Annotated in this window: 14 protein-coding genes; 7 read left to right on the forward strand and 7 right to left on the reverse strand. The window is 69.4% G+C overall.

What is annotated here, in order from left to right; genetic code table 11:
* Positions 1 to 22 precede the first annotated feature (22 nt).
* The 7 genes from ON19_RS23405 to cofD form a co-directional block, all read right to left on the reverse strand.
* A complete protein-coding gene (locus tag ON19_RS23405) occupies positions 23 to 643 on the reverse strand; it encodes a TetR/AcrR family transcriptional regulator (protein ID WP_051169218.1) in 621 nt (206 codons plus the stop codon).
* A 40-nt stretch (positions 644 to 683) separates the two neighbouring features.
* The gene (locus ON19_RS23410) at positions 684 to 866 is read right to left on the reverse strand and encodes a rubredoxin (RefSeq protein ID WP_043696873.1); all 183 of its coding nucleotides are present in this window, start codon (positions 864 to 866) and stop codon (positions 684 to 686) included.
* Entirely contained in the window at positions 863 to 1,036 is a 174-nt protein-coding gene (locus ON19_RS23415) for a rubredoxin (RefSeq protein ID WP_043696876.1), read from the reverse strand. The genes ON19_RS23410 and ON19_RS23415 overlap by 4 nt, the downstream gene beginning before the upstream one ends.
* Complete coding sequence (locus tag ON19_RS23420) at positions 1,033 to 2,289, reverse strand: alkane 1-monooxygenase (RefSeq protein WP_043696879.1); 1,257 nt, start codon at positions 2,287 to 2,289, stop codon at positions 1,033 to 1,035. The genes ON19_RS23415 and ON19_RS23420 overlap by 4 nt, the downstream gene beginning before the upstream one ends.
* Before the next feature lie 174 nt (positions 2,290 to 2,463).
* A complete protein-coding gene (locus tag ON19_RS23425) occupies positions 2,464 to 2,982 on the reverse strand; it encodes an NUDIX hydrolase (protein WP_043696882.1) in 519 nt (172 codons plus the stop codon).
* A 34-nt stretch (positions 2,983 to 3,016) separates the two neighbouring features.
* Complete coding sequence (locus ON19_RS23430) at positions 3,017 to 4,363, reverse strand: coenzyme F420-0:L-glutamate ligase (protein WP_043696886.1); 1,347 nt, start codon at positions 4,361 to 4,363, stop codon at positions 3,017 to 3,019.
* Positions 4,360 to 5,358 (reverse strand): 2-phospho-L-lactate transferase, encoded by a 999-nt coding sequence (gene cofD / locus ON19_RS23435; RefSeq protein ID WP_051169219.1) that lies wholly within the window; start codon positions 5,356 to 5,358, stop codon positions 4,360 to 4,362. The genes ON19_RS23430 and cofD overlap by 4 nt, the downstream gene beginning before the upstream one ends.
* Before the next feature lie 491 nt (positions 5,359 to 5,849).
* On the opposite strand from cofD, the gene ON19_RS23440 reads away from it, so the two are divergent.
* From ON19_RS23440 to ON19_RS23470, 7 genes are all read left to right on the forward strand, one after another.
* A complete protein-coding gene (locus ON19_RS23440) occupies positions 5,850 to 6,083 on the forward strand; it encodes a WhiB family transcriptional regulator (RefSeq protein WP_029901515.1) in 234 nt (77 codons plus the stop codon).
* 125 nt (positions 6,084 to 6,208) lie between these two features.
* On the forward strand, positions 6,209 to 6,688 hold the full coding sequence (locus tag ON19_RS23445; protein WP_167477524.1) for a metallopeptidase family protein: 480 nt from the start codon (positions 6,209 to 6,211) through the stop codon (positions 6,686 to 6,688).
* A gap of 324 nt (positions 6,689 to 7,012) precedes the next feature.
* Positions 7,013 to 7,393, forward strand: a complete 381-nt coding sequence (locus ON19_RS23450; RefSeq protein ID WP_043697013.1) for a DUF3499 domain-containing protein — start codon at positions 7,013 to 7,015, stop codon at positions 7,391 to 7,393.
* A gap of 52 nt (positions 7,394 to 7,445) precedes the next feature.
* A complete protein-coding gene (locus tag ON19_RS23455; RefSeq protein ID WP_043696894.1) occupies positions 7,446 to 8,822 on the forward strand; it encodes a phosphomannomutase/phosphoglucomutase in 1,377 nt (458 codons plus the stop codon).
* 118 nt (positions 8,823 to 8,940) lie between these two features.
* Positions 8,941 to 10,143 (forward strand): serine/threonine-protein kinase, encoded by a 1,203-nt coding sequence (locus ON19_RS23460; RefSeq protein ID WP_043696897.1) that lies wholly within the window; start codon positions 8,941 to 8,943, stop codon positions 10,141 to 10,143.
* Complete coding sequence (manA, locus tag ON19_RS23465; protein WP_043696902.1) at positions 10,143 to 11,363, forward strand: mannose-6-phosphate isomerase, class I; 1,221 nt, start codon at positions 10,143 to 10,145, stop codon at positions 11,361 to 11,363. Before ON19_RS23460 ends, manA begins: the two co-directional genes overlap by 1 nt.
* Before the next feature lie 75 nt (positions 11,364 to 11,438).
* Complete coding sequence (locus tag ON19_RS23470; protein WP_043696905.1) at positions 11,439 to 12,365, forward strand: cation diffusion facilitator family transporter; 927 nt, start codon at positions 11,439 to 11,441, stop codon at positions 12,363 to 12,365.
* The last annotated feature ends 73 nt before the right edge of the window (positions 12,366 to 12,438 follow it).

The raw sequence follows: 12,438 nt of genomic DNA on the forward strand, positions 1-12,438 counted from the left end.
CGAGCCGGTTGCCCGCTCGGGCTCAGCTCTGCACCCGCGCGGCGAGGATCGCTTCGACGTAGGGACTCAACAGCGCACTCAATTCCGCGGGCGCGTCCCGCCCCGGACCGGGCGGAGTGGGGATGTAGCTGAGGGCGATTCGCACCAGTGCGTGCGCGATGAGGTCCGATTCGGCCGCCGTCGACGCCACCCAGCTGTACTGGAAGGCGCGCGACAGCCGCTCGGTCGCATGCTCGAGCAACGGCCCGGCGTCGAGGGTGATCAGGCGCAGCAGATCCAGCTTCACCTCGCCGGCGATCAGCGACTGCACCAGCGGGTCGGACGCCGCGTCGAAGAAGAAGTTGGCCATGCCGTCCCGGAACGCGGCGCGGACGTCGCCCACGTTGCCGTTGATCGCCGCGTCGACATGGTCGACCAGGAAGTCGGCCAGGCGCAGGGCGTATGCCTGGGTGAGTCCGCTGCGCGAGCCGAACTCGTTGTACAGCGTCTGCCTGCTCACGCCGGCCCTGGCCGCGACGTCGCCGAGGGTGATCTTGGACCAATCCCGCTCGGTGAGCAGCTCGCGCATCGCGTCCAGAACCGACGTCCGCAGCAGGTCCCGCGCGGCCTCCTGGTAAGGAACTCTGGTTCCGTTGCGCGGCATACCCGCGACACTGTCACGGGCGCCTGCCGCAGTCAAAATCTCACGACCGTTCGATTTCGACCATGTAGAAGTCCGCCTTGGCGGCCCCGCAGTCCGGGCAGGTCCAGTCGTCGGGGATGTCGTCCCAGCGGGTTCCCGGCGCGATGCCGTCCTCCGGCCAGCCCTCGGCTTCGTCGTATTCGAAGCCGCACTGGATGCACTGATAGAGCTTGTACTCGTTCATTTCGTGGCCCCTGTCGGCTCGAAGTCGATCTTCTCCCGTACGCCGCAGTCCGGGCAGCACCAGTCGTCCGGCACCATCTCCCACGCGGTGCCCGGCGGAAAGCCTTCGTGCGGCGCGCCTTTCGCTTCGTCGAAGACGTAGTCGCAGACGGGACAGCGATACGCGCTCACACTGTGTCCTTTCCGCCCGTCTCGGTGGCGGCGGAGCCGTAGCGCGCCAGCACCTTCCCCCGCTTGCCCGGATCGATGTTGGCGCGGGTGATGTCGCCGTCGTAGTGCGCGAGCACCCGCTTGTCCATGACGCGCCGCCACAGCGGCGGGAAGTAGGCGAGCAGGATCATGCTGGCGTAGCCGCTGGGCAGGTTCGGCGCGCCGTCCCAGCTGCGCAAGGTCTGGTAGCGCCGGGTCGGGTAGGCGTGATGATCGCTGTGCCGCTGCAGGTGGTACAGGAAGATGTTGGTGACGATGTGGTCGCTGTTCCAGCTGTGCACCGGGGCGGGCCGCTCGTACCGGCCGCTCGCCGTGCGCTGCCGCACCAGGCCGTAGTGCTCCAGATAGTTGACCGCCTCCAGCAGGCTGAAGCCGACCACGGCCTGCAGGATCAGGTAGGGCAGCAGTTCGATGCCGAACACCGCGACCAGCGCCGCGAACAGCACCGCCGACATCAGCCAGGCGCTGAGCACTTCGTTGCGCAGGCTCCACGGCTTCTTGCCGAGCCGATCCAGCCGCGCCTTCTCCAACTGCCAGGACGACTTCAGGCTGCCCCATACGGTGCGCGGCCAGAACGCCCAGAAGGTCTCGCCCACCCGGGAACTCGCCGGGTCCTCGGGCGTCGCGACGCGCACATGGTGGCCGCGGTTGTGCTCGATGTAGAAGTGCCCGTAGCACGACTGGGCCAGCGCGATGCGGGACAGCCAGCGCTCCAGGTCCACCTTCTTGTGGCCGAGCTCGTGTGCGGTGTTGATGCCGATGCCGCCGATCATGCCGACGGTGATCGCCAGGCCGATCTTGTCCACCACGTGCAGCCCGCCGTCGATGCCGAGCCAGCTCACGTCGTCGGCGGTGATCAGGTAGGCCGCCATGAGCAGCGTGGCGTACTGGAACGGCAGGTACAGATAGGTCAGGTAGCGGTAGTACCGGTCGTTCTCCAGGTACTCCATCACCTCGTCGGGCGGGTTGTCGCCGTCCGGGCCGAAGAAGACGTCCGCGATCGGGATCAGCACGTAGATCAGGATCGGCCCGAGCCAGAACGGCACCTGCGCGAGGCGGTGCCAGCCGAGCTCGTTCAAGGCCAAGATCAGCGGCAGACCGATGACGAACAGGCCGGTCGGGGCGAACAATCCCCAGAGCCACATATAGCGCTTGCGGTCGCGCCAGGCCGGTACCTCGACCGGCTGCGCGGACATGTCGGCGTGCGTCGACATCGTTGTCTCCATTCCGAACGGCACGTTTACTGTGACGTGCATTACCTCACATATGGACGATAGAGGCACATTTGTCGCTTGTCTATACAAATCGGACAATTTGTAAACCAACGCGTGCATGAGAAAGGCCCCGGCCGGATGTGCGTCCGACCGGGGCCTCGAAGAGGGGCTAGTTCAACGCAGCAGAACGTCGGCGTCCGCGGGCAGCGCGTCCACCGGCCACCAGCGCAGATCGGTGGATTCGTGGCTGCGCACCGGGACGGCGCCCGCGGGAGCGGTGAGGCGGAACAAGAGGTCCAGGTGCCTGGTCGGCACGCCGAGCGAGCAGGTGATGGGGTGCGCCTGGGCGCCGTAGAGTCCCGGGTGCAGCCGCAGGTCCGCGATGCCCGATTCCTCGATGGCTTCGCGCAGCGCGGCGCCCGCGACCGTGTCGTCGCGCTCCTCGCAGTGACCGCCGAGCTGGATCCAGCGTCCGACCCGCGGATGCAGGGTGAGCAGCACCTCGCGTCCGTCGTGGGAGAAGACCACCGCGGAGGCGGTGATGTGGCCCGGCGCGTGCTCGCGCAGGCACCCGCGCGGAGCAGAGCCGAGGAAGGCCAACATCGCCTCGCGCAGCGAGCGGTCCGATTCGACGTCCGGACGCCATGTTTCGAGCAACTCGGTGGCCGAAGCGTGCAGCGACTCCGCGCTCACCGGCGCCCCTCGCGCGCCGCGTAATCGAGGCGCGTCACAGCTCGACCAGTCCCGAGCCCGCACCCGGCGCCTGCCGTGGGGTCAGCTCCTCGAGCGGATGACCGATGGCGATGGCGCCCAGCGGACTCCAGTCCTCGTCCAGGCCGAGGACCGCACGGGTGACCTCCGGGGCGAAGATCGTCGACCCGATCCAGCAGCTGCCGATTCCCTCGGTGGCCAAGGCGACCAGCAGCCCCTGCACCGCGGCGCCCACCGCGACGGTGAACATGGTGCGCTCGTTGGCCCGCCTGCGCTCGTCCGGATAGTCGTGTGCGCCGTCCGGCACGCAGAACGGGATGATCACCTCGGGGGCGTCGAACAGGATGCTCCCGCGCGCGATCCGGCGCTCGACCCGCTCCGGGTCGAGTCCGTCGGCGGTCAGATCGGCGCGCCACTGCCGCGCCATCGCCTCGAGCAGTCGAGTACGCAACTGCGGCTCGCGCAGCCAGACGAATCGCACCGGGCGGGTGTGGTGTGGCGCGGGCGCGGTCAGCGCGACCGACACCGCCGCGCGGATGCGTTCCGGGTCCACCGGTGTGTCGGCGAACTGGCGGATCGAGCGGCGCAGGAGGATCGCCTCCTTGCGACCGCGCTCGATCGCCTCCGCGGTGCCCAGCCAGAACAGGTCCTCGGTGCCGCCGCGCAGCAGATCGGCGGCGCAGGAACCGTCGTCGATGATCGGCAGGCCGCGCACCACCGCGACCGGGACACCGCCGAGTTTGCCCTTGACCAGGTCGGCGGCGGCGGCAAGCTCGTCCGCCACGGCCACCTGAGTGACGAACAATTCGTTGCCCTGTCCGTCTACCGCGCCCGCGTAGTCGTGCAGTACCCGCAGGCCCGCGGCGCCGATGGCCGCGTCGGTCTGGCCGTTGCGCCAGGCGCGGCCCATCGTGTCGGTGACGACCACCGCCACCGTCACACCCAGTCGTTCGGCGAGCGCGGCACGCAGCGCCTTGGCGCTGGCGTCCGGGTCGGTGGGCAACAGCACAAGTTCGCCCTGTTCGACGTTCGAGCCGTCCACGCCGGAGGCCGCCTGCACGATGCCGAGCTTGTTCTCGGTGATCAAGGTGCGGCCCTTGCGGGCGAGCACCCGCACAGCCTCTTGGTCGATGAGCCTGCGTCGGGCGGCGTCGCGTTCCTCCGGGTCCAGCGGCGCTTCCACGATGCGACCCTCGACCTTGGCGACGATCTTGCTGGTGACCACGAGCACGTCACCGTCGGCCAGCCAGGGCGCACAGCGGGCGATGTGCTCGGCGAGGTCGTCGCCGGGCCGGAATTCGGGCAGCCCGGTGATGGGCAGGATGCGCAGCTCTCCGGCCGCGTGATCGGTCGGTGTGGTCACGGGGCGACTCCAGCGAGATCCAGCGCCTGACGCACCATTTCGGCGGTGGTGGGCGGGTCGGTCATCAACAAGGGCACGCTACGCACCTCGACGCCGGGCACGTCGGCGGTGTCGGTGCTGTGGATCAGCCAGCCGTCCAGGATGCCGGTGGCCGAGCGGGCGCCGTAATACCGGCCGATCGCCTCGGCCGTGGTCTCCACACCGATCACCGACAGGCATTCGTCGGCCATACCCCGCAGGGGCTTGCCGTCGATCACGCCGGACACGCCGATCACCTTGGCCCGGGTGGTGCGCAGGGCGCCGCGGATACCGGGCACGGCGAGGATGGCGCCGATGCTCACAACGGGGTTCGACGGCGCGAGAAGGACCACGTCGGCGGATTCTATGATATCGATCACATTTGGGGCAGGTTTGGCTTCATCGGCGCCAATTGTGGCGAATCCATGGGTGTCGATGTTCGCGCGGTAGCGAACCCACCACTCTTGAAAATGGATCGCGCGCCGTTCGCCAGGCTTGTCCGGATCGGTCACGACGACATGCGTTTCGCAGCGATCGTCGGTTGCCGGGATCAGTTTCACGCCGGGCTGCCACCGGTTGCAGAGCGCTTCCGTGACCGCGGAGAGCCGGTATCCGGCGCGCAACATTTCGGTCCGGATCAGATGCGTGGCGATATCGCGGTCCCCCAAGCCGAACCAGTCCGGCTGGGCGTGATACTTCGCGAGCTCCTCTTTGGCGTGCCAGGTTTCGCCGACGCGACCCCAGCCCCGCTCGGTGTCGATGCCGCCGCCGAGGGTATACATGCAGGTGTCGAGGTCGGGACAGATCCGGAGCCCGTGCATCCAGACGTCGTCGCCGACGTTCACGATCGCGGAGACCTCCGCCTCGGGCAGCAGTTCCCGGACGCCCTGCAGGAAACGCGCCCCACCGACGCCGCCGACCAGCACGGCGATCCGGGGTCCGTTCGCGGGCGTGACGTCCGCTTGTTGTCCAGTCACATCCGCACAGCCTATGCGCTGGCGTGGCGACTCCCATTCGCGGCAAATTTGCTGTTTATTTGCTATTGCAGATCACAAGTTGGGATCGGAATGCGGCTGCGGATAGTAACGGAATAGCGACGGCGGCTTGACCATCGACGCGTCCGGCGTGTCTAATCACAGTCATGTCATTCCGGGGTCGCGCGAGAGTTCCACGCGCGAGCCGCTTTTCGAACAGATGTTCGCATGGGTATGACAAGCTCGGGGACGTCCGCGGGACAACGTCGCGGGGTATGGCCGTCGGTGCGCGTGTTGGTCCGACGGAAAGAATCATTCTGCGCTAACACACAGTGAGGAGGCGGAGCGTGGCCAACGAGATGGTCTCGCCGACCGATTCCACAGCAGGCGCAGCACGTGGCGTCTGCGCAGACAACGGCGGCTGGAAGGACCAAGAGGGGGGTGACGGAGTCACGGCGCCCCGGCTCAGCCTGGTCGTGACCGGCTTCGACGAGATGTTCGAATCCATCGAAGAGCAGTGGCAAGAGCGCGCCCTGTGCGCGCAGACCGATCCGGAGGCGTTCTTCCCCGAGAAGGGCGGCTCGACTCGTGAGGCCAAACGGATCTGCATGGGCTGCGAGGTGCGCGACGAGTGCCTGGAATACGCGCTCGCGCACGATGAGCGCTTCGGCATCTGGGGCGGGCTCTCCGAGCGGGAGCGCCGCCGCCTCAAGCGCGGCATCGGCTGACAGACATCCGCGGGGCCCGGAGCCGCCCGTCCGATCAGGGCGCTCCGGGCACGCGCGACACGACCGGACGAATCTCCACCGCCTCGATGCGGGCGACCGGAGCCAGCTGGCCTAGATTTTGTGTCATGGCACGTTCCCGTAAGCGTCGACCGCCGACCGCGCGGTCGGTTATCCGCCGTGGCCGCGGAGTGCGCGGGCCGATGCTGCCCCCCACGGTGCCCGCCTGGCGGACCCGCGGCCAGAAATTCGACCGGCTGGTGCTGGAGGCGTTCGCCCCGTTGGACACCCGCTGGCACGACCGGCTCACCAAGCTCGACATCGCGGTCGACGACGTTCCGAAAATCCGTCCGCTGCATCCCGATTCGGTCACCTGGCCGGACGAGGTGGTCGCCGACGGCCCGGTTCCCCTCTCCCGGCTCATCCCGGCCGGGGTCGACCGGCACGGCGCGGCGACCAGGGCGCGCGTGGTGCTGTTCCGCAAGCCGCTCGAGCTGCGCGCCAGCGACCCCGACGACCTGGTGGACCTGCTGCGCGAGGTGCTGGTCCAGCAGGTGGCGACCTATCTCGGCGTCGACCCGGACGTGATCGATCCGGAAGCCGAGTGAGTCGCACCCATCCACGCGGCGGTGGCCCTCGAATGGTGTTGCGGGGCAAGCGCCGGCGAGGCACGTGTAGGCCGGCGACCCGCTGGGTACCCCGGAACCTCCCGCTACGCGACGAACCGCTCGCGCCGCGCGCCCTCCCGGGTCCGGTCGGGCCGGACTCCGTTGTCCGAGCCGGGGGAACGTCGTCCAGAACACCGCCGGACGCGAAGCGCGCCCGGCGGCATCTCGTGCTGCCCTCGTTTCGCGACGCGCGAACCGAGATTCTTCAAGCGTGTCTGTCCCCATCGACGCGCCAGGGGGGTTACTCTCATCGGCGTGATTCCCATGCGTCGTTGCTGCCGTCCAGGCTGCAAGAATCCGGCCGTCGCGACGCTCACCTATGTGTACTCGGACTCGACGGCAGTGGTCGGACCACTAGCGACGGTCGCCGAACCGCACTCCTGGGATCTCTGCGAAACGCACGGCTCACGAATCACCGCTCCGAAGGGCTGGGAGCTGGTTCGCCACGAAGGTGGATTCTCCTCCAGCACACCCGATGACGACGATCTGACCGCGCTCGCCGAGGCGGTGCGGGAGGCCGGGTTGCGCCGCCGCCCGCCGGAGCACGAGCAGCGTGGCTATCGCGACTACGCTCCCCCGCCGCCGCGGACCACGCGAACCGGCCGCCGCGGCCATCTGCGCGTCCTGCCCGACCCGCCGTCCTGAACAGACGAGGACGGTGTCGGACCGACTCGGCGCAACCACTAGGGTGGTGGGCATGACAGTCGCCCGCTCTGCCGAATTCGTGAACGCGGTGATCAAGGCCTACGACGTTCGCGGTGTGGTCGGTGATCAGATCGACGCGGAATTCGTCAGGGACGTCGGCGCCTCCTTCGCCCGGCTGATGCGCGCCGAGAACGCGACCCGGATCGTCATCGGACACGACATGCGGGACTCCTCGCCCGCTCTGTCGGCGGCCTTCGCCGACGGCGTGCTCGGCCAGGGCCTCGACGTGGTGCACATCGGCTTGGCCTCGACCGACCAGCTGTACTTCGCCTCCGGCCACCTGGACTGCCCGGGCGCCATGTTCACCGCCAGCCACAACCCGGCCCGCTACAACGGCATCAAGCTGTGCCGCGCCAAGGCCCTTCCGGTCGGGCAGGACACCGGTCTGGCCACCATCAAGGGCCAGCTGATCGAAGGTGTGCCCGAGTACACCGGCGAGCGCGGCAGCGCGACGGAACTGGATCTGCTCACCGAATACGCGCAGTTCCTGCGCGGCCTGGTCGATCTCGACGACATCCGCCCCCTCACGATCGCGGTGGACGCGGGCAACGGCATGGGCGGCCACACGGTCCCCGCGGTGCTGGGCACGCTGCCCCAGGTGACGATCGTGCCGCTGTACTTCGAGCTGGACGGCAGCTTCCCGAACCACGAGGCGAACCCGCTCGACCCGGCGAACCTGGTGGACCTGCAGAAGCTGGTCCGCGAATCCGGCGCGGACATCGGCTTGGCCTTCGACGGCGATGCCGACCGCTGTTTCGTGGTCGACGAGAACGGCGACCCGGTGTCGCCCTCGGCGATCACCGCACTGGTCGCCGAGCGCGAGCTGGCCAAGGAGCCCGGCGCGGTGATCATCCACAACCTGATCACCTCCCGCGCGGTGCCCGAACTCGTGCACGAACTGGGCGGAACGCCGGTGCGCACCCGGGTCGGGCACTCGTTCATCAAGCAGGAGATGGCCGCCACCGGAGCGGTGTTCGGCGGCGAGCACTCCGCGCACTACTACTTCCGCGACTTCTGGGGCGCCGACTCCGGCATGCTCGCGGCGCTGCACGTGCTGGCCGCGCTCGGCGAGAAGGACCGGCCGGTGTCGGAGCTGATGGCTTCCTACGCCGGCTACGCGGCCTCCGGCGAGATCAATTCCACCGTGGCCGACGCCGAGGCGCGGACGTTGGCCGTGGTGGAGGCCTTCGCGGACCGCGCGCACTCGGTGGACCGGCTGGACGGGGTGACCGTGCAGTTGGCCGACAACGCCTGGTTCAACTTGCGCGCGTCGAACACCGAGCCGTTGCTCCGGCTGAACGTCGAGGCCCGATCGGCGGAGGAAGTAGACGCACTCGTGACCGAGATCCTGAGCATCGTGCGCTCCTGACTGGAATAGTGGAATCACAGGCCTTGGAGTCGCCCGACTCGGTCTCGGTGTGGCAGCTGGACCGGGTGGGCGCGGGGGCGGAAAAGACACAGCGCGATGAGGGGAGGTGGGACGCCCGATGATCGCTGGAACACCGGTGCTCGACCTCGACGATGCCGCTTCACTCGAGGCCGCCGACGCAGGCGGCGCCCTTCGCTCGGCCGCATCCGGCGGCGCCCAGGTACGTGCTACCGCGGCGGCCGTCGGTGAGGACGCGCTGGCCCGATTGGCCGATCTGCGCCCACGCAGCGTGGTATTCGTCTCCGGTTCCGGACGTGCCGCGCGTGCCGCCGGACTGCTCGTCGCCGCGCTCGGCGACCGTGCGGGCCTACCCGTCGTGCCCGCCGCCGCCCTTCCGCCATGGGTGGGGCCGCTGGACGTCGTCCTGGTCTCCGGCGACGACGCGGGCGATCCGCGCCTGATCGACGCCGTCGACCGGGCGCTGCGCCGCGGTGCGGAGGTGGTCGTCGCCGCGCCGCACGAGGGGCCGCTGCGCGCCGCCGCGGCCGGACGCGCCGCCGTGCTGGAGCCGCGGGTACCGGTGCTCGGGCACAACCGCCTGTTGCGCTTCCTGGCCGCCGGAATCGCGGTGCTGCGCGCGGTCGACCCGCAGCGCACCGGCGCCGCCGTCCCCGACCTCACCGAACTGGCCGACGTGCTGGACGCGGAGGCGCTGCGCGACAGCCCGCACAACGAGGTCTTCCGCAATCCCGCCAAGACGCTGGCCGCGCGCATGCAGCAGCGGGGCATCGTGCTCGCGGGTGATTCGCCCGCCGCCGCCGAGCTGGCCGAGCACGGCGCCGAGGTGCTGCTGCAGTCCGCGGGCAAAGTGGCCACCGCGGTGGACCTGGCCGAGGCCGTGGCGGCGCGGACCAGGATGTCCGAGGCGGCAGGCGGATCCGCGCCCGACTTCGATCCGCTGTTCCACGACGAGGAGCTCGACGGCCCCGCGCCGGTGGAGCGCATCCGGGTGTTCGTGCTCAGCGCCGATCGCGATCGCGCGGCCGCGCGCCGCCGCCTCGCGGTGTTCGGCGGCGACGGATCGAACCTGGTCGACGCCGATCTGGTGAACGCCGACGTCGACCTGCTGCACACCGAGATGACCGACCCCGCGGCTCCCACGCAGGCCCGCGCCGAGGAGTCCGCGCCTGCCGAGGGCACCGAACTCGAACAGCTCGCGGTGCTCGCGCTGCGACTGGAGATGGCCGCCGCCTACCTGCGGCTGATCGGCTCGCGCACCGCCTCGGCCGACAGCCAGGGGCAGTACGGGGGAAGCTACTAGTGCACGAACTCGTTGGTGCGCTGCGCTCGTATGCCTGGGGCTCGCGCACCGCGCTCGCTCAGCTGTGCGGCAGGCCGGTGCCGTCGGCGCATCCAGAGGCCGAGTTGTGGTTCGGCGCCCACCCCGCCGACCCGGCGTACGTGAAGATCGGTGACCGCACCACTTCGCTGCTGGAGCTGGTCGCGGCCGACCCGGACCGGGAGCTGGGCTCCGCCGCGGCGGAATTCGACGCGAAGCTGCCGTTCCTGCTCAAGGTACTGGCCGCCGAGGAGCCGCTGTCGCTGCAGGCGCACCCGAGCACGGAACAGGCACGGGCCGGCTTCGACCGGGAGAACCGGGCGAAGGTGCCGTTGGATTCGCCGCTGCGCAACTACCGCGACGATAATCACAAGCCCGAACTGGTCGTCGCGCTGGACCGGTTCGAGGCGCTGGCCGGTTTCCGCGAGCCGCACCGCACGGTCGCGTTACTGCGCGCGCTGGCGGTGGACAGCTTGCACTCCTACTGCGAACTGCTTGCCGCGCAGCCGGATTCCGCGGGCTTGCGCACACTGTTCACCACCTGGATCACGCTGCCGCAGCACGTGCTCGCCACGTTGCTGCCCGCGGTGCTGGACGGCTGCGTGCGATATCTGTCCGGCAAAGGCGCGCGGGAATTCACCGCCGAGGCGCGCACCACGCTCGAACTCGCCGAGGCATACCCGGGCGACGCGGGTGTACTGGCGGCGCTGCTGCTGAACCGGGTGACGTTGGAGCCGGGCCAGGGATTGTTCCTCGCGGCCGGGAATCTGCACGCCTACCTGCGCGGGCTCGGCGTGGAGATCATGGCCAACTCCGACAACGTGCTGCGCGGCGGTCTCACCCCCAAACACGTCGACGTGCCGGAATTGTTGCGCGTATTGGACTTCGAGCCGATCGGCCTGCCGGTCGTGCTGCCGGAACCCGCGGGCGACGGGTCGGTGCGCTACCGCACCCCCGCGCCCGAGTTCGCGCTGCGCCGCTTCGACCTGGTCGCCGGGGCCGCGCGGGTGCCGCTGACCGCGGCGGGGCCGGGCATCGTGCTGTGCACGGCGGGACGGGTGCGCCTGTTCCAGAACGGCTCCGCACTGGAGCTCACCCGGGGCGGGGCCGCCTGGATCTCCGCCGCCGACACCGATATTCGCGCACAGGCGCTGGACGGCGCCGTCCAGCTGTTCTGCGCGTGCGTCGGCGGGAGCGGCTGACCGATCCGGAACGCCGGATCACCGGTGCCCTAGTCTGGTCGCGGGTATCCCGGAGAACAGAGAGGACATGCTTCCATGTCTGCTGGTGGTGGCAAGAAGGCGATCGTCGCGGCGTTGACTGCGAACGCGGGGATCGCCGCGGCGAAGTTCGTCGGTGCGGCGATCACCGGCTCGGGGTCGATGCTCGCCGAGGCCGTGCACTCCGTAGCCGACACGGGCAACCAGGGACTGCTCCTGCTGGGGCAGCGGCGCGCCGCCAAGGAAGCGACCGAGCTGCACCCGTTCGGGTACGCGCGCAACCGGTACTTCTATTCGTTCATCGTGGCGCTGGTGCTGTTCACCCTCGGGTCGGGTTACGCCATCTACGAGGGCATCCACAAGATCCAGCATCCGGAAGAGCTGACTTCGCCGATCGTGGCGATCGTCATCCTGGTGATCGCGATCGCCTTGGAGGTCTACAGCTTCACCACTGCCGTGCGCGAGTCCGCGCCGCTGAAGGGTGAGGCCGGCTGGTGGCAGTTCATCCGTAATTCGCGCAGCCCGGAACTTCCGGTGGTTCTGCTGGAGGACACCGGCGCGCTGGTCGGCCTGATCCTGGCGCTCTCGGGCGTCGGCCTGACCATGATCACCCACGACCCGATCTGGGACGGGGTCGGCACGCTGGCCATCGGCGGGCTGCTCGGCGTCATCGCCGTCGTGCTGATCGTGGAGATGCAGAGCCTGCTGATCGGTGAGGGCGCCACACCGGAGGAGAACGGGAAGATCCGCGCGAACCTGGTGGACGACACCCGCATCGATCGGGTGATCCACCTCAAGACCCAATACCTCGGCCCGGAGGAACTGCTCGTGGCGGCGAAGGTCGGCGTGGTCCCCGGCCTGGACGTCGCGGCGATCGCGAACGCCATCGACGACGCCGAGGCCCGCGTCCGCGCGGCGGTCCCCGCGGCACGCGTCATCTACCTCGAACCCGATCTGTACCGCACCGAACCCGCCAAGGGATAGGTCCTCGCGGACCGGAGCAGTTCCCTCGCACGGCGCCAGGGTCCGTGCCGGGAGGATCCCGGCCGGATGGTTC

Source organism: Nocardia abscessus NBRC 100374 (assembly GCF_000308455.1).
Taxonomy (GTDB): Bacteria; Actinomycetota; Actinomycetes; order Mycobacteriales; family Mycobacteriaceae; genus Nocardia; species Nocardia abscessus.

Bases quoted from the DNA above. Each gene is read 5' to 3' on its own strand.
- ON19_RS23410 (WP_043696873.1), bottom strand. From the start codon at position 866: ATGAACGAGTACAAGCTCTATCAGTGCATCCAGTGCGGCTTCGAATAC.
- ON19_RS23440 (WP_029901515.1), top strand. From the start codon at position 5,850: ATGTTCGAATCCATCGAAGAGCAGTGGCAAGAGCGCGCCCTGTGCGCG.
- ON19_RS23405 (WP_051169218.1), bottom strand. From the start codon at position 643: ATGCCGCGCAACGGAACCAGAGTTCCTTACCAGGAGGCCGCGCGGGAC.
- ON19_RS23460 (WP_043696897.1), top strand. From the start codon at position 8,941: ATGATCGCTGGAACACCGGTGCTCGACCTCGACGATGCCGCTTCACTC.
- ON19_RS23420 (WP_043696879.1), bottom strand. From the start codon at position 2,289: ATGTCGACGCACGCCGACATGTCCGCGCAGCCGGTCGAGGTACCGGCC.
- ON19_RS23445 (WP_167477524.1), top strand. From the start codon at position 6,209: ATGGCACGTTCCCGTAAGCGTCGACCGCCGACCGCGCGGTCGGTTATC.
- ON19_RS23470 (WP_043696905.1), top strand. From the start codon at position 11,439: ATGTCTGCTGGTGGTGGCAAGAAGGCGATCGTCGCGGCGTTGACTGCG.
- ON19_RS23455 (WP_043696894.1), top strand. From the start codon at position 7,446: ATGACAGTCGCCCGCTCTGCCGAATTCGTGAACGCGGTGATCAAGGCC.
- ON19_RS23450 (WP_043697013.1), top strand. From the start codon at position 7,013: ATGCGTCGTTGCTGCCGTCCAGGCTGCAAGAATCCGGCCGTCGCGACG.